The sequence below is a fragment of the Gracilimonas sp. genome (genome assembly GCF_017641085.1).
Lineage (GTDB): Bacteria > Bacteroidota > Rhodothermia > Balneolales > Balneolaceae > Gracilimonas.
In genome coordinates this window covers 1,016,915-1,032,118 of the sequence record NZ_JAEPPI010000001.1, presented here as the reverse complement: position 1 = coordinate 1,032,118, position 15,204 = coordinate 1,016,915, and the positions used below count along the sequence as shown (strand labels likewise).

Below are 15,204 nucleotides of genomic sequence, written 5' to 3'. Positions count from 1 at the left end.
TCCCGGATTTGGTGGATTCTTTTCAGTGAATTAATATCTTAAATAACATTTAATCAGTAAGGCCTTATTATGAAGAGATTTACATTTCATTTTCTTCTCATCGTTTTCATTCCCACTGTGGTTGCTGCTCAATACAACCCATTAGCAACTTCCTCACCTACCAATACGAATATTGATAAAAATTTTATCCGCTTTTCCACGGAGGAGTTTAAACCTAAAAAAGAAGGAGTTGCATTTCTTTTGTCAGCGGCGGTACCAACTGTTTCATTTATTGCCGGACAGGCCTTACTTAAAAATGACAGTAATATGCCTGGAGCGGTTTTAGCCGTAGGCGGGATTATCATCGGACCATCCGCAGGAAATATGTACGCCGAAAATCCCAAAGCTGTAGGTAAAGGTATTGTAACAAGAGCTATAAGTGGAGGAATGATTACTGTTGGTGCTTATATGGGTTTATTAAATCAGTTAGGCAATGAACCTTATGGTGGAGTTAGAAAAGACTTAGATGGCTTTAGCGAGATTACTGCTGCTGCACTATTCTTTGGAGGTTCTGCTTTGCTTGTTTACAGTACCTTTTATGATCTATTCAACTCCATGGCGAATGTGAGAAAATACAATGAGGAAAAGCAACCTGTGGAGTTTACCTTCGCTCCCACTTATTTCCCAAAAGAAAAAGCCCCGGGAATAAGTGTATCCCTGAGCTTTTGATCAACTGATTTTCTTCATCAGCTTTTCCATGAAATCATCTCCGGCCTTCACTTCCATGAACTGTGAAAGCAGTTTTTTTCCTTCTTTCGCAGAAAATGCCAGCTCACGAAGGTCATCATCGTGAACCAGCACTTCTTCAAAAGTAGCTCTCTCGACCGAGCCCATTTCATCGTCCATATAATCGCTGATGAAATCTTCTATTACCGGGTGGATTCTTTTCTGTGAATTAATATCTTGGTAATGATTTAAACAACATGGTGATGTTATGGAGAGACTTATAATCCCTTTACTTGTTGCAATACTTCTGCCTGTTTTAGCAACTGCACAATACAATCCTCTTGTTGATGAAAAACCCAGTGTTAATCAAATTCCCCCTCCTCATCCGGATGAATTAATATCATTTAAGCCTAAGAGTGAAAAAACAGCAAAAATGTTAACCGTTGCTGTTCCATCAACAGCCATTTTGATTGGTTCTGTTTTCAGAAAATCAGACTTCGGCTTTATCATGATTACAACAGGAATTGTCTTTGGCCCTTCAGCAGGAAACGTATATGCCGAAAACTTTGAATCTGTAGTTAAGGGAATAAGCCTCCGTTCTGGTGGCTTTGGACTGATGGTAGTAGGAACTTATTTAGGACTTTTTGAATATATCTTTTCCCCTCATTCGGATGATGGAGACCGTAGTATCGGTTTTTTCCCGAAAAGTCTGATAATCGGCGGAGCAGGAATTATTCTCTACAGCTGGGTATACGATTATTTTAAATCAGCTGAGAATGTACGAGAGTACAATGGTGAATATGAAAAGCCTTTTTTCACCTTCGCTCCCACTTATTTCCCAAAACAAAAAGCTCCGGGAATAAGTGTATCCCTGAGCTTTTGATTAACTGATTTTCTTTATCAGCTTTTCCATGAAACCATCTCCGGCTTTCACTTCCCTGAATTGTGAAAGCAGCTTTTTTCCCTCTTTCGCAGAAAATGCCAGTTCACGAAGGTCATCATCATGAACCAGCACTTCTTCAAAAGTAGCTCTCTCGACCGAGCCCATTTCACCGTCCACATAATCGGTGATGAAATCTTCTATTACCGGATGGTATTCTTTATCTAAAAAATTATCCATAAGGGGAGTTTGCTAAATGAGTCTTCACTCCCCTTTAATTCAATTATGCGGCGTTTGTTCCCAGCTGCACATAATCTTTGATTAAAGCCTGGATTTGAGCCCTTCCGCGGTTAATTCGTGATTTCACGGTTCCCATCGGGATGTCCGTGATATCAGAGATTTCTTCATAGGAAAGTTGCTGAAGGTCTCTGAGTATGATTACTTCGCGGAAATCTTCCGGTAGTTCCATCAGGGCTTTCTCCAACTGCTCCATGCATAATTTCTCATGAAGAGCATCGTCCTGAAGGATAGTAGCATCCTCCAGGAGAAGCTCTCGATCATCGGGGTCAGATTCATCTTTGTGAATTGACACCTTATACATTCGTTGCTTCTTTTTATACAAACTTTTGGCAAGGTTTAGCGCAATGGTGTACATCCAGGTCGAAAATTTGGCAATACGCTCGTAAGAATGCTTGCTCTTGTGAACTCTCAGGAACGTTTCCTGCACCAGGTCTTCACAGTCCTGATGGTTATGAGTATAGCGATACAAAAAGTTGTGAAGACGATCCTGGTACCGGTACACCAATTCATTAAAAGCCAGTTCTTTTCCGTTTTGGAAATACTCCATTAAATCTTCGTCGTCATAGTTTTTGACCGATGCCGCTTGAAACGCTTCCATTAGTAAACTCCACAATTTTAGTTTCGATTCTTATGATGAGCGAATCGATACTACCCGATGATTCGCTTGACCAGGAAGAATAAAATCGAAGTGGAGTCTAAAGTGCTGAACCCTTTGATGGAGCGATCTGCATCCAGCAAGGCTTCAAATATCCGGGGCATATCGCTGTAGCGAAAGTTTGAGGCATCTTCCCAGAGTTTGTTAAAGTACCAGCTGCTGCCGATCCCTAACTCGCTCTGGATCTGATTTTTAGCAAACCCCTTTTCGGAGAGCCTCAAAATCTGCCAGACATTTACAAACACACTGTTAAAGAACCCCACGAGACGAATTAATTCTCCCGTGTCTGATTTAGTGTGTTGCAACATCTGTTCCGAGATATATAAGGATTGTTCCAGATTTCGCTTAACAATGGCCTCTTTGAGCTCTATGGCAGTAAATTCGCGATATGAGCCGATTATTTTTTTTACATCGGTCTCTGAAACGGTATCAGAAGTGTCCACAAAAGTGCACACTTTATCTATTTCTGTGGACAGTAACTGCAGGTTATTACCCACAAACTGAGACAACAACTGGGCTGCTGCCGGCTCAATTTCTTTGGAATGATGGCTTCGAACCCAATCAATCACCCAATCCGGGATCAGGTAATCGGCCATGCGTTCAAATTCATGGAACCCAACCTTCTTATCTTTTTTCAGGGCCTTACCGATGTTGGTGTTTCCTGCCGGTTTCTTTGTATCAAAACAAACCAGGATTGTGGAGGGATTGGGTTGTTCTATATAAGGGATAAAATCATTTATGTGCCCCGCCGGTGAGCCGTCTTCACTCCCGCCCTTACTTAATTGCAGGAAGTTGCGGATAATAAGGACTCTTCGTTCGGCCATCATTGGGAAGCTGCGGGCAATGGAAAGAGCTTGTGCCGGCGTCACTTCCTGTCCGTATAGCAAATCGAAATTAAAATCTTTTTGCTCAGGCGGAATGATTTTCGAGAACCGTTCCAGCAGCTGGTCCAGATAAAAATCCTCTTCCCCGTATAGATAGTAGATGGGTTTGAGGTTACCGGAGTTAATTTCTCCGACTACCTGTTGATAAATCTGGTTACTGTTTGGTTTTCGTGCCATCGCGGTGGAAATTCCAAATAACATGCACCAAATTCCATTTTGTTTTTGAGTTTTTTTAGTGCTGTATTCCTTATTCCGGCTTTAGTTAATGGAACACGGATAAAACGGATACTGTGGATTTTTTTGATTTTTTCTTCGGTTTTGAGCTCAAAATCATGACTATCAAAATGGTGTTTTCTTTTGAAGAAAGAACCTACAAGAGACCAACAGAGGTTTGCGCGTTCGTCTGTTTATTGCACCAAAAACTTAATTGATATGCGGGAACATTTACCTTAGTGTATGGTTGGAATAGTTACTATGCTTAAGAGAAAATCTACCCCCGTGAAAAACACATCGAACAATAACTCTAATTCCAAAAGCGGTTCCGCCCCTTCCATCACCTACATTACAAAGTCCACCGAAATAACGGCCGATATGTTTTGTGAGGATGACGTGCGTATTGCCGGCGCCGTAGATGGTAAGATTGAATCCAAAAAGAAAGTGATGCTGACTGAATCAGGTAAAGTGAATGGCAGTATTCATTCCCCTTATGCCGATATTTCCGGTTCCGTATCCGGAGATGTAAAAGCTACTGAATCATTGGTGCTGCGGGCCTCAGCCATTGTTGATGGAAAAATATTTACCCAAAAGCTCACTATCGAGAACGGTGCACAGGTAAAAGGTTCCTTTCAGGTTGGCCCGAATGTATCAATCCCTGCTAATGATTCACAAATTGTTAGAAAAGAAGGGGCTGGCGATAAAAACAAAGAAGAAACCAATACTTAGACCCGGTTTATTTTTTTGTTTTCTATATAAATAAATTGATCTGTATTCAATATTTTAAGGATTCGATCAAGGTTAACTAATTGGTATTTCGTGGACGAACAAAACAAGGTGGGATCGGTAACTAATATTACGAAGGGCACCAGCGTTTCAGCTAACATTCAGACAGAATCAGATATCCGTATTGCCGGAACTGTAGACGGCGATATTAATGCTAAGAGAAAACTGATTCTAACCGATACCGGGCGAATAACAGGGACTGTGGTTGCACAGGAAGCTATTCTTGAAGGGCGCTTTACCGGAGAACTCCGAATTAAAGATCATATTAAGGTGACATCCACAGCTGTGATTGATGGATTTATATTTTCCAAGAAAATTTCAGTAAACGAGGATGCTGAGGTAATCGGGATTGTAAGCGTTGGGCCTGATGTGGATGTAATGAACGCCAAGCTCACCAAAGAGCCAAAGCGTCCTGAAATCAAACAGGCCGTTAAGAAAGCAAAAGAAGCCATCTCGGATTCAGAGACAAACGGTGAAGATAAAGAAGCATCTGAAACCACCTCTCCTTTTGGGCAGGAAGAGAAAAAAGCTCCTCAATCTCGTTTTATAGGGAACGTATATATTGGAATTCCTTCTGCTGATACGGACAAAAATCAAGCTGATGAAATTAAGTCAACCTGCGAAAACTTTATGCAGGAACTTGGATTTGAACTCGAAATCTTTGACGAACCGGTACTGGATTCCTTCTTCCAAAAACTGACTTACGTAAGAAAAAGCTCTGACACGGAAAATAACATCAGGGATTTGTACATAAAAGGAAAAGAAAGCCTGGAAACATCGTTACTCAACAAAGGAAATACTGATGCCAACTCATCACTGCAAAACGCAGCAGATAATCTGGTTCAGTTTTTCAAGCAATTTGATGAGTTTGCAGTCATCCTGGGAAATATCGTCCTGGTTCAGCAGGTAGAAGACGACGTACAAAGCATTGCCGTAGAAATAGTACCCGAACAGCTGCAAGCGGCTTTAAAGAAAGATGCAGAATTGGTGAGCAGTCCTGCCCGGGTTTATTCTTATGTAGGAAATTAAGGCGTCAACCGACCCATCATTCTCGGGAATGGAATCGTCTCACGCACGTGAGATAAGCCACACAGCCACGCTACGGTTCGCTCTAAACCAAGACCATAACCGGAATGCGGAACAGAGCCAAAGCGGCGTAGGTCGAGGTACCATTCAAATACTTCTTTATCCAGCCCTTCTTCTTTGATGCGCTCTTCCATCACTTCGAGATCGTCCTCACGTTGACTTCCCCCGATAATCTCTCCGTATCCTTCAGGAGCCAGAACATCCATTCCAAGAGCAAGTTTATTGGTGTCATCTCGCTTCATATAGAAGGCTTTAATTTCAGCCGGCCAATGTGTTACAATCAGGGGTACATCGTATTGCATCATCAAAACGGTTTCATCACTGCCACCGAGATCATTGCCCCACTCAAAGTTACGAGCCGATTCTTTCCAGCCTGGGATGTTTCGAAGATCTTCTTCAATCTGATCAATGCGAGCTGAAATTTCTTTTATGCGCTGATCAATCTGGGCTTTACGCCACTTTTTAGCTGATCCGTGTTCTTTTTTAATTTCTTCCCACTCTTTCTCGAGATCCACCTGCTCCTGTCTGCGCGACTCAGCCATTTCATCCAGCATGTCTGCAGTTTCATCGCTCTTAAGGATTTTAACTGCCTCGTCATAAGTCATTCTTTCGAAAGGTTCAGTGGCCGTTTTTTCAAGGGATGAAGTATCCCGTTCCAGAATCTCCAGCTCATCCTTTCTCTTCTCCAGCACGGTAGATACGATGGCTTTGATCATATCCTCGGCCAGATCCATATTCATATCCAGGTCGTAATAAGCCATTTCCGGCTCAATCATCCAGAACTCTGTTAAATGCCGGCGTGTTTTGGACTTCTCTGCCCGGAAGGTTGGGCCAAAAGTATAAATCAGACCGTGAGCCATTGCCATGGCCTCGCCATAAAGCTGACCGGTTTGAGCCAGGTAGGCTTTATCTTCAAAATAGTCCGTTTCAAAAAGGGTTGTACTACCCTCAGCTGCATTGCCGGTAAAAATCGGAGAATCCATCTGCACAAAATCCCGTTTCTGGAAAAAAGTATGGATAGCATAAATAATCTCATTCCGAACACGCATAGCCGCCCACTGCTTCTGGCTTCTCAACCACAGGTGGCGGTTGTTCATCAGAAACTCAACGCCGTGTTCTTTTGGGGTGATGGGATAGTTCTCCGCCACCTGATACACCTTCACATTTGATACATGAATTTCGTGGCCGCCAATACTTCTTTCATCGGCTTTAACGGTTCCAACCACTTCCAGCGAGCTTTCTTGTTTGAGAGAGGTTGCTGCCTCCCATACATATTCAGAAACATCATCTTTAGCTACCACACATTGTGTGATGCCGGTTCCGTCTCTCATCTCGATAAAAACTAAACTTCCGCTGCTTCTGAAATTATATACCCACCCTTTCAGGGTTACTTCTTTATCAACGTGATCTGCGAGTTTCTTGATGTAGGTCATTGGAAATTTTGAATTATTAAATGCTAAATGTTAAATGTGATTCTAAAGGTAATTCTTACTCTGGTAACAGGATTGCTTCCATGAAATCTTCTTCAGTGAAGAAGTCTTTTACGAAGCGTTGAATTTCTTCTGCGGTTACCGAATCGATGTTTTCAACGAGTTCGTCCAAAGTTACAAATCGGCCAAAATATAGCTCGCTCTTAGCCAATCGGGTCATGCGATTACTGGTACTTTCCTGAGACAGCAGCAACTTCCCTTTTAACTGCGACTTGGCTTCGGCCAGCTCTTTTTCAGGAACCTGTTCATCCTGCATTTGTTTGAGTTCTTTCTTGATCAGTTCACGAACGTGATCAACATATTCCTTATCGGTTCCCACATAAATTCCCCATAACCCGGTGTCGGTGTACGACTGGTTAAAAGTTTGAATGGAGTAGCAATACCCGTATTTCTCACGGACGTTTTGATGCAGCCTGGAACTCATTCCTCCACCCAGAATAGTATTCGCCAAAAGGAGCAGGTATTTGTCCTTGTGATCAAAATTCAGCCCTCTGCGGCCATAAATGTAATGGGTTTGTTCTATGGCTTTGGTCAGCGTGACATCTTCCGGTTTGAACTCAGGCAGTGGTTGCTCCGATTCATCGTGGTCTTTGGCCTCAAGGTTTTCGAAATACTCAGTAACCAGCTGCACTACTTTGTCGTGATCTACATTTCCGGCAACTGAAACCAGTAAGTTGCCCGGGTAATATCGATCTTTCATATAATCGTAAAGATCCTGGCGCGAAAAGTCAGATACCGTTTCCTCGTATCCCAAAACCGGCCGTCCTAATTCATGTCCATTAAAGATCTTAGAATTGAATTCTTCAAAAAGGAAATCATCCGGAGAATCACGGTACATCTTCATCTCTTCTATCACCACTTTCTTCTCCTTCTCAATTTCTTCTTCGGGGAAAGCGGGATGAAGTACCATATCGGAAAGTACATCCAGTGCACGATCTAATTGGGTATTCAAACACCGTGAGTAATAGCAGGTATATTCGGATGAAGTAAAGGCGTTAAGGTATCCTCCTACCGATTCCATACTCAGCGCAATGTCAAAAGAAGAACGCTTATCAGTTCCTTTAAACAGCATGTGTTCAAGGAAGTGAGTAATTCCGGCTTGTTTAGCTGTTTCATGTCTCCCTCCTGTTTTTACCCAAATTCCAACCGATACGCTTTTTACAGACTCAATCTTTTCGGTAACAATTCGAAGTCCGTTAGGCAGCGTGCTCTTGCTTACAAAATCAATTTCTTTCACGTTTTCCAATCCTTTTATCTCTTCCTCTTCTTTATAGTAACTTTTCCAATGTTACAACGATATCGTTTATCCTTTTCGATCCTCTTAACTTTGGAAAAGTTCTACTTCTAATTCACGATTTTAATCTCAAAAAAATGGCGCTCTTTCGCGAAGAAAGAGCGCCTAATATAAACAGCTTTGTTGGCAAAGACTTACTCTTCTTCGTCGTTTTCCAACAATGCTTTTCTGGATAATCGAAGCTTATTGCCTGGCTCAATTTTGAGGAGCTTAACTTCAATCTCATCGCCCACACTCATGTAGTTTGTTACATCTTTGACATGTTTGTGATCAATTTCAGAAATGTGTAGGAGCCCATCTCGTCCCGGAGCGATCTCTACGAAAGCACCAAAGTCTTTGATGGTTTTAACCGTACCTTTATAAGTCGCGCCTTCTTCAAGCTGACCTGTAATTGCTTTAATTCTGTCTTCAGCATCTTTTGCTTTGTCGAGGCTGTCAGCTGAAATAGTGATTTTACCTTTGCCGGTTTCATCATCTTCTTCAATCCAGATTTCAGTATCTGTTTCTTTCTGAAGAGTCTGAATCACTTTACCACCCGGCCCAATCACAGCACCAATCATGTCGCCATCAATAGTCATATTAACAAACTGAGGTGCGTATTCAGATAAGCTTTCTCTTGGAGTTGAAATGGTTTCAGCCATTTTGCCAAGAATGTGCATTCTTCCGGTATGAGCTTGCTTAAGGGCTTCTTCCATAACTTCAAAAGAAATGCCCTTAACTTTCATGTCCATTTGGCAAGCCGTGATACCATCTGCGGTACCGGCTGTTTTGAAGTCCATGTCGCCCATGAAATCTTCTTCACCACGGATATCAGAAAGAACAACAGAGTTGTTTTCTCCAACAATCATACCCATTGCAATACCTGCAACCGGTTTTTTCAGAGGCACACCGGCATCCATCAGCGCCATAGAACCACCGCAAACGGAAGCCATGGAAGATGAACCATTCGATTCCGTGATATCAGAAATAACCCGGATTACATATCCAAAGTCATCAAAGGATGGCATCATCATACGGAGTGCACGCTCGGCAAGGTGACCGTGACCAATTTCACGTCGGCCAGGACCTCTCAGGAAACCGGCTTCACCTACAGAATATGGAGGGAAGTTGTAATGCAGGTAGAATTTCTTCTCTTCCTCATCGAACAGAGTATCTACTGCCTGAGCATCTTTTTTGGTACCTAAGGTCACAGATACAAGAGCCTGTGTTTCGCCACGGGTGAAAATAGAGGAACCGTGTGTACGTGCGAGGTATCCGGCTTGTGTCCAGATATCGCGAATGTCTTCAGGAGCACGACCGTCGATTCGGCGTTTTTTCTCCAGAATCATGTTGCGAAGCTCTTCTTTCTCAACAGTACTCAGAATATCCTTAACGACATCCATTTCCTCTTCAAACTCTTCTTCAAGCTCAGCAATCACGCTGTCTTTGGCTTCCTGAAGCTTGGCAGAATATTCTTCTTTCCCAAGGCCGATGTTAACTACTTCTTTAATTTTGTCGGTAGCTAATTCACGGACTTTATTCTCAATTTCTTCAGGATTTGATTCCGGAGTGAAATCTCTTTTTTCGCGTCCATATTCTTCACGAAGTTCTTCCTGAAATTCGCATAATGTGATAATAGAAGCGTGGGCAGCTTTAATAGCTCCTAACATCTCATCTTCAGAGATTTCATCCATCTCTCCTTCCATCATCAATACTGAGTCGGCTGTACCACCAACAATCATGTCGATATCACTTTTCTCCAGTTCAGACAGGGTTGGGTTGATAACAAACTCGCCATCAACGCGACCTACTCTAACTTCAGCCATCGGTCCGTCAAAAGGTACGTCGGACATATGTAGCGCAGCTGATGCACCAAATCCACCCAGAACATCACCATCGTTTTCTCCGTCTGAAGAAACAACGCTTGAGATGATTTGGGTTTCACATAAGTATCCTTTTGGGAACAAAGGACGCAAGCTACGGTCAATGAGACGACTCGCTAAAATTTCTTTTTCTGAAGGACGTCCTTCACGTTTCATAAAACCACCGGGGAAACGTCCGCCGGCTGAAAAACTTTCTCTGTGGTCAACAACTAATGGGAAAAAATTCTGTCCCGGTTTTGGTTCTTTAGCACTTACGGCGGTACAAAGTACCTGGGTATCACCCATTCGAACCACTACAGCGCCATCGGCTTGCTTGGCAATCCGGCCTGTTTCTACTGAAAGCACCTTACCCGGTGCAAATTCTACACTTCTTATTTCTTCTTTCATTTGTCTTCTTTGTCTTTATTGATTTGCGAAATCCCGCCAATAACAGATAGGAAAATAGCGGCAGGATAAATTAGAAAAGGCTCCACAATGGAGCCTTTAAACGAATAAACTTACTTACGGATACCGAGTTCTTTGATAAGTTCTCTGTACTTCTCGATATCGTTTTTCATGAGGTAGTTCAACAACCTTCTTCTTTTACCTACCATTTTCAACAATCCTCGTCGTGATGCGTGATCCAGTTGATTATCTTTCAGGTGGTCAGTCAGGTCATTAATTCTTTTGGTAAGAAGGGCAACTTGTCCTTCTGTGGAACCCGTATCGGTTTCACTTTTTCCAAACTTCTTAAAGATTTCTTTCTTTTCTTCTGCGGTTATGCTCATTGCAATGGTTTAATTAGTACTTATATAAATCGATTTATAGTTTTGAAAGATAGGGGTTTTTGTTGAAATGGACAATGTTTGGATGTATGATTTTTAACCTAAGAATGCAGGGATTATCATCCTGCCCTATTTTTATAATTGAGCAACTTTAAAAACTTCCTGCTCAGAAGAGAAAATGTGGTTCATATAAAGTATAACTGCACCCATCTTTTTGCTTTGATATTGAATCCGCTTTCTTCATTTTATTCTGTTGTTAAAAAAATTCGGGAAAGCAGGACAATGAAAAAGACAATAGCTACTATAACACTTCTACTTTTTACTACTCTTTTTAATGGCGTGATTTCTCAAACAAGTTCAGGGGAATCTTTTGCGATAACGAATGCCACAATAATTGATGTTGAGCGTTCTCAACAAATTGAAAACAGAACCATACTTATTGAGAATGGCATAATTAAATCAATTCTGCATAGTGATTCTGTGAGTTTAGAATGGATTGAACGCATAGTTGACGTAAATGGAAGCTACATCATCCCGGGGTTAATTGATTCCCATGTTCACCTTTTCAGACCAAAGAATCGCAATGACATTTTATCGGAATTGCTTTACTCAGGAGTTACTGCTGTGCGTGATATGGGTGGAGATGCAAGAATGTACCAATCTCTGAATCAGGAAATCAGCAAGGGAAATCTAATGGGTCCGGATATATACTACTCAGCAAATGTATTTGGCCCAGCTTTCTTAAAAGATCCCAGAACCAAATTTGCAGCACTGGGTTTTGACCCGGGTTCAGCTCCCTGGATGCGGCTGATTACTGAAGAAACTGATTTAACAAGAGTAGTTATCAGTGCCAAGGAAGCCGGGGTAACAGGGGTGAAGGTCTATTCAAATGTTAATCCTGAATTATTATTAAAGCTAAGTGAAATTGCCCGCGAAAACGGGCTTAAAATGTGGAGTCATTCCAGCATATTTCCCAGCCGGCCTTCTGATGCTGTCAAAGCTCAAGTGGATGTATTATCCCATAGTGTAGGAATGATTTTTGAATTGGAAGAGAATATGCCTGCCTCCTTCAATGAGGCCATTCTTGAATCTGTACCTCTTCAAGACTTTAAAAACACCGATGCTACAGCGTCAGAGTTTTTGTCCTTGTTTGAAGAAATGAAATCAAGAAACGTGATCTTTGAGCCAACACTTTCAGCCTGGGAAACGCAAGAACGTAGTGAGGTGGCTATAATCAGTTCAGAAAATCAAAAAGAGAATCCGACTAAACATCTGTCAGGAGCAGCAGGCAGGCTCGACCCGAAAGCTCTGAACGATTGGGCATACAGAATTACAAAAGCAGCCTATCAAAATGGAGTTACAATAGCGGCAGGCACCGATTTCAGCCTAAGTATCAAATGGGTACAGGATGAAATCATCCTGCTTACAAAATCCGGCTTGTCAAATATAGATGCAATTAAAGCTGCAACGTTGAATAATGCTAAGGCCATTGGAATTGAGCATACTCACGGCTCTATAGCCATTGGAAAGACAGCTAACCTTGTTGTTCTATCTGGTAACCCCTTAGAAAACATCGAAAATATCAGAACCGTGGTCTCCGTATTTAAAAACGGCAAAGAATATAAAAAGACTCAATAAGCCTGTTAAAATAACTGGTACTGTGGTGGCGTAATCCCACTCATTCTTAAGTAAATAGTTGTTTGCCCTTTGTGATGAGTGTTATGCTCCAGTGCTTTGTGAATCCACCCTCTTCTGGTTACTTCAAATTGTCCTCTTTGTACGATCTCCGTTAACTTATCGGCATCCATTTCTTTGATACTGTTTATGGCAAAATCATAACTCACAGTAACTATTCGTTGAACTTCGGCTTTGGTGTGATAAGCTTCGGTTGCTTCCAGATTCTCTCCTGGAAAGATACCCGCAGCACCTGTTCCATTTGATGAAAGTCCGATAAGACCTTGGGCAAGGTGCAAATATTGTTCTGCAAAAGTGCGGACTTCTTCATTAGGTCTGAAACTGTATTTATCAGCAGGCATAGCTTCTATGTAGGAAAGAGACATGGCTTTACTTCTTTCCATATCTGAGGCAAGTTCATCAACAATATATTGCTGGGAAAAAGCTGTGGTGGAAAGGCTAAGGAAAAGAATAGTAATCAGTAATCGCATGGGTTCGGGATTGGTTGTGGTTTAGTCGCCTGAAAGAAAATGGGCTAACCAAGACCTACGTAGTAATACCCGAATTGATTCAGTCTGATAAAATTTGCAGTGCTGTATGCTTGTCCGCTCCCAATTGGGCTTTTAACTCGTCCACCCCATCAAACTTCTTCTCATCCCGAATGCGATCAATGAACCGGACTTGTATCGTATCTCCATAAATCTCCCGGTCAAAATCAAAGATATTGACTTCCAGTGTTCTCAGGTCTTCCCCGAAAGTTGGACGAACACCGATGTTCATCATTCCGCCATACCATTTTTTATTCACCCGAACTTTGACAGCATAGACCCCGTTTTTTGGAATCACTTTATTCTCATGTTCCGGCTTCAGGTTGGCCGTTGGGTAACCGATGGTGCGGCCGCGTTCATCCCCGTGCATCACTATTCCGTTTAGTAAATAATGACGGTTCAGATATTCAGCGGCTTGTTTAACATCGCCTTCCTCAGCCAGGGTATTCCTAATTACGGTACTGCTGATGGTTACGTCTCCCATTTCCTGCTTTGAAACCACATAAGAATCAAATCCTAACTCCTCCCCCAGCTTCTCTATAGTCTCTATGGTACCTTTCCGGTCGCGGCCAAAATGATGGTCATAGCCAATTACAAACTCAGATACGCCCACTTTGCTGAAAATAATATCGCGTACAAATTCCTCGGATGATAGAAGGGAAAAATCCCGGTCAAACGGAATAACCAGTAATACATCCACGCCGAGATCTTCCAAAATCTCCGCTCTTTCTTTAAGCGTTGTAAGAAGCTTGACTCCTTCTTTTCCCGGATTAATGATCTCTCTCGGGTGAGGATCAAACGTGACCACCACACTACGAGCATTTCGTTCACGGGCTTTGGTAACTACCGCTTCCATTAGTGCCCGGTGCCCCTGATGCACACCATCAAAAGTACCGACGGTTACTACGGTATTGGGATCACGGGTAATATTTTTCAGTTCAATTAACTCTGCCATATTTCTTTTAATTGATCTCCCATTTCATGAGGCGTTAGCGCATCGTCCACTAAAAAATCGCCGATGGCCGTTCGTTCCAGCCCACTCAGATATGCTTTTGAGCCAAGAGCTTCTCCCAAATCTCGTGCCAAAGACCGGATATAAGTTCCTTTACTGCACTTAATTTTCAAGGTAAGCCTGGGCGGTTCAAAGTTGAGGATCTCATGATCATGAAAAGTAACCTGCCGTGGCAGCCGAACCACTTCTTCTCCTTTTCGGGCTAACTCATACAGCTTCTTGCCACCATATTTAAGAGCTGAATACATCGGCGGAATTTGCTCTACCGTACCGGTGAATTCTTTATCAAGAACGGCAACAATCTTCTCTTTGGTGATGTGATCCCAGCTAGCTTCTTCGGTCACTTCTCCCTCTGCATCATAGGTAGTTGTAGCTTTACCGAAGGTGATTTCACCTGTATATACTTTAGGTAAATCCTGAATCATAGAAATGGATTTGGTCGCCTTTCCGCAACACAAAATCAGCATTCCTGTTGCCAGAGGATCCAGCGTACCTGCATGCCCTACTTTTTTTACACGGATGCGTTTTCGCAGGAACTTGACCACATCAAAACTGGACCACTCAAGGGGCTTATCGATCAGGAAAATAGCTCCGTCAGATAAATTAGTATCCTTATCCGGTAAATTATTTTTACCGAAAACCGGAATTTCATCCAAAGGAAGAGTTCGGGCCATTTTTAGTCTTCGGAGGGTGAGTCAGGGTCTTCTTCAGGTATATCTACCTTTTTAAGCAGCTGCTCCATTTTGTTGACATACTCAGCAGTATCGTCTTCGTAGAAATGGAGCTCAGGAATCTTACGTACCTGGTTCTTAATTTTGGAAGCCAGGTCGTACCGAATCTGATCTATGTGCTCGTCAATAAATTCATATACCGGTTTATCGTCGCGACCGGGTGAGAACACACTTAAATAGACCTTCGCAATGGAAAGATCATCGGTCATAACCACATTGGTTACGGTCACAAAAGTTCCGCTAGGCTGGTAAGATCGCTGTATAATTTGGCCGAGGTCACGCTTAATAACCGCCGCCAATCGCTCTGGTCTGAAACCCAT

General features: G+C 42.4%; 17 protein-coding genes. 5 read left to right on the top strand and 12 right to left on the bottom strand.

Annotation, left to right across the window (positions count from 1 at the left end; translation table 11 throughout):
- The first annotated feature begins 69 nt into the window (after positions 1-69).
- Positions 70-708, top strand: a complete 639-nt coding sequence (locus tag JJ941_RS04425; protein WP_290962456.1) for a hypothetical protein — start codon at positions 70-72, stop codon at positions 706-708.
- Here JJ941_RS04425 and JJ941_RS04420 read toward each other — a convergent pair whose 3' ends face one another.
- The gene (locus JJ941_RS04420) at positions 709-885 is read right to left on the bottom strand and encodes a hypothetical protein (RefSeq protein WP_290962455.1); all 177 of its coding nucleotides are present in this window, start codon (positions 883-885) and stop codon (positions 709-711) included.
- A gap of 88 nt (positions 886-973) precedes the next feature.
- Here JJ941_RS04420 and JJ941_RS04415 point away from each other — a divergent pair, with 88 nt between their 5' ends.
- Positions 974-1,588, top strand: coding sequence for a hypothetical protein (locus JJ941_RS04415; RefSeq protein ID WP_290962454.1), 615 nt, complete (start codon positions 974-976; stop codon positions 1,586-1,588).
- Here JJ941_RS04415 and JJ941_RS04410 read toward each other — a convergent pair whose 3' ends face one another.
- From JJ941_RS04410 to holA, 3 genes are read right to left on the bottom strand one after another with little or no spacing between them, the layout of a single operon-like run.
- Entirely contained in the window at positions 1,589-1,825 is a 237-nt protein-coding gene (locus JJ941_RS04410; RefSeq protein ID WP_290962453.1) for a hypothetical protein, read from the bottom strand. It lies immediately after the preceding gene.
- Positions 1,826-1,868: 43 nt separating this feature from the next.
- Positions 1,869-2,483 (bottom strand): sigma-70 family RNA polymerase sigma factor, encoded by a 615-nt coding sequence (locus JJ941_RS04405; RefSeq protein ID WP_255135526.1) that lies wholly within the window; start codon positions 2,481-2,483, stop codon positions 1,869-1,871.
- Positions 2,484-2,533: 50 nt separating this feature from the next.
- Positions 2,534-3,601, bottom strand: coding sequence for a DNA polymerase III subunit delta (gene holA / locus JJ941_RS04400; protein ID WP_290962452.1), 1,068 nt, complete (start codon positions 3,599-3,601; stop codon positions 2,534-2,536).
- A 321-nt stretch (positions 3,602-3,922) separates the two neighbouring features.
- Here holA and JJ941_RS04395 point away from each other — a divergent pair, with 321 nt between their 5' ends.
- Together JJ941_RS04395 and JJ941_RS04390 are read left to right on the top strand one after the other, a co-directional pair.
- Positions 3,923-4,366 (top strand): polymer-forming cytoskeletal protein, encoded by a 444-nt coding sequence (locus JJ941_RS04395; RefSeq protein ID WP_290962451.1) that lies wholly within the window; start codon positions 3,923-3,925, stop codon positions 4,364-4,366.
- A gap of 90 nt (positions 4,367-4,456) precedes the next feature.
- Positions 4,457-5,452 (top strand): polymer-forming cytoskeletal protein, encoded by a 996-nt coding sequence (locus JJ941_RS04390; RefSeq protein ID WP_290962450.1) that lies wholly within the window; start codon positions 4,457-4,459, stop codon positions 5,450-5,452.
- Here the strand turns inward: JJ941_RS04390 and JJ941_RS04385 are convergent.
- The 4 genes from JJ941_RS04385 to rpsO form a co-directional block, all read right to left on the bottom strand.
- A complete protein-coding gene (locus tag JJ941_RS04385) occupies positions 5,449-6,942 on the bottom strand; it encodes an asparagine--tRNA ligase (protein ID WP_290962449.1) in 1,494 nt (497 codons plus the stop codon). The two genes, JJ941_RS04390 and JJ941_RS04385, sit on opposite strands and share 4 nt — an antisense overlap.
- Before the next feature lie 55 nt (positions 6,943-6,997).
- The gene (locus JJ941_RS04380; protein ID WP_290963140.1) at positions 6,998-8,236 is read right to left on the bottom strand and encodes a pitrilysin family protein; all 1,239 of its coding nucleotides are present in this window, start codon (positions 8,234-8,236) and stop codon (positions 6,998-7,000) included.
- Between the two features lie 191 nt (positions 8,237-8,427).
- A complete protein-coding gene (gene pnp, locus JJ941_RS04375; protein WP_290962448.1) occupies positions 8,428-10,542 on the bottom strand; it encodes a polyribonucleotide nucleotidyltransferase in 2,115 nt (704 codons plus the stop codon).
- 110 nt (positions 10,543-10,652) lie between these two features.
- On the bottom strand, positions 10,653-10,922 hold the full coding sequence (rpsO, locus tag JJ941_RS04370; RefSeq protein ID WP_255135520.1) for a 30S ribosomal protein S15: 270 nt from the start codon (positions 10,920-10,922) through the stop codon (positions 10,653-10,655).
- Positions 10,923-11,201: 279 nt separating this feature from the next.
- On the opposite strand from rpsO, the gene JJ941_RS04365 reads away from it, so the two are divergent.
- A complete protein-coding gene (locus JJ941_RS04365) occupies positions 11,202-12,557 on the top strand; it encodes an amidohydrolase family protein (protein ID WP_290962447.1) in 1,356 nt (451 codons plus the stop codon).
- A 5-nt stretch (positions 12,558-12,562) separates the two neighbouring features.
- Here JJ941_RS04365 and JJ941_RS04360 read toward each other — a convergent pair whose 3' ends face one another.
- The 4 genes from JJ941_RS04360 to rbfA all read right to left on the bottom strand — a co-directional run bounded on the left by JJ941_RS04360 (position 12,563) and on the right by rbfA (position 15,204).
- A complete protein-coding gene (locus JJ941_RS04360) occupies positions 12,563-13,084 on the bottom strand; it encodes a DinB family protein (RefSeq protein ID WP_290962446.1) in 522 nt (173 codons plus the stop codon).
- Positions 13,085-13,163: 79 nt separating this feature from the next.
- Positions 13,164-14,096 (bottom strand): bifunctional riboflavin kinase/FAD synthetase, encoded by a 933-nt coding sequence (locus JJ941_RS04355; protein WP_290962445.1) that lies wholly within the window; start codon positions 14,094-14,096, stop codon positions 13,164-13,166.
- Entirely contained in the window at positions 14,084-14,827 is a 744-nt protein-coding gene (gene truB, locus JJ941_RS04350) for a tRNA pseudouridine(55) synthase TruB (RefSeq protein WP_290962444.1), read from the bottom strand. Before truB ends, JJ941_RS04355 begins: the two co-directional genes overlap by 13 nt.
- A 2-nt stretch (positions 14,828-14,829) precedes the next feature.
- Entirely contained in the window at positions 14,830-15,204 is a 375-nt protein-coding gene (rbfA, locus tag JJ941_RS04345; protein WP_255135515.1) for a 30S ribosome-binding factor RbfA, read from the bottom strand.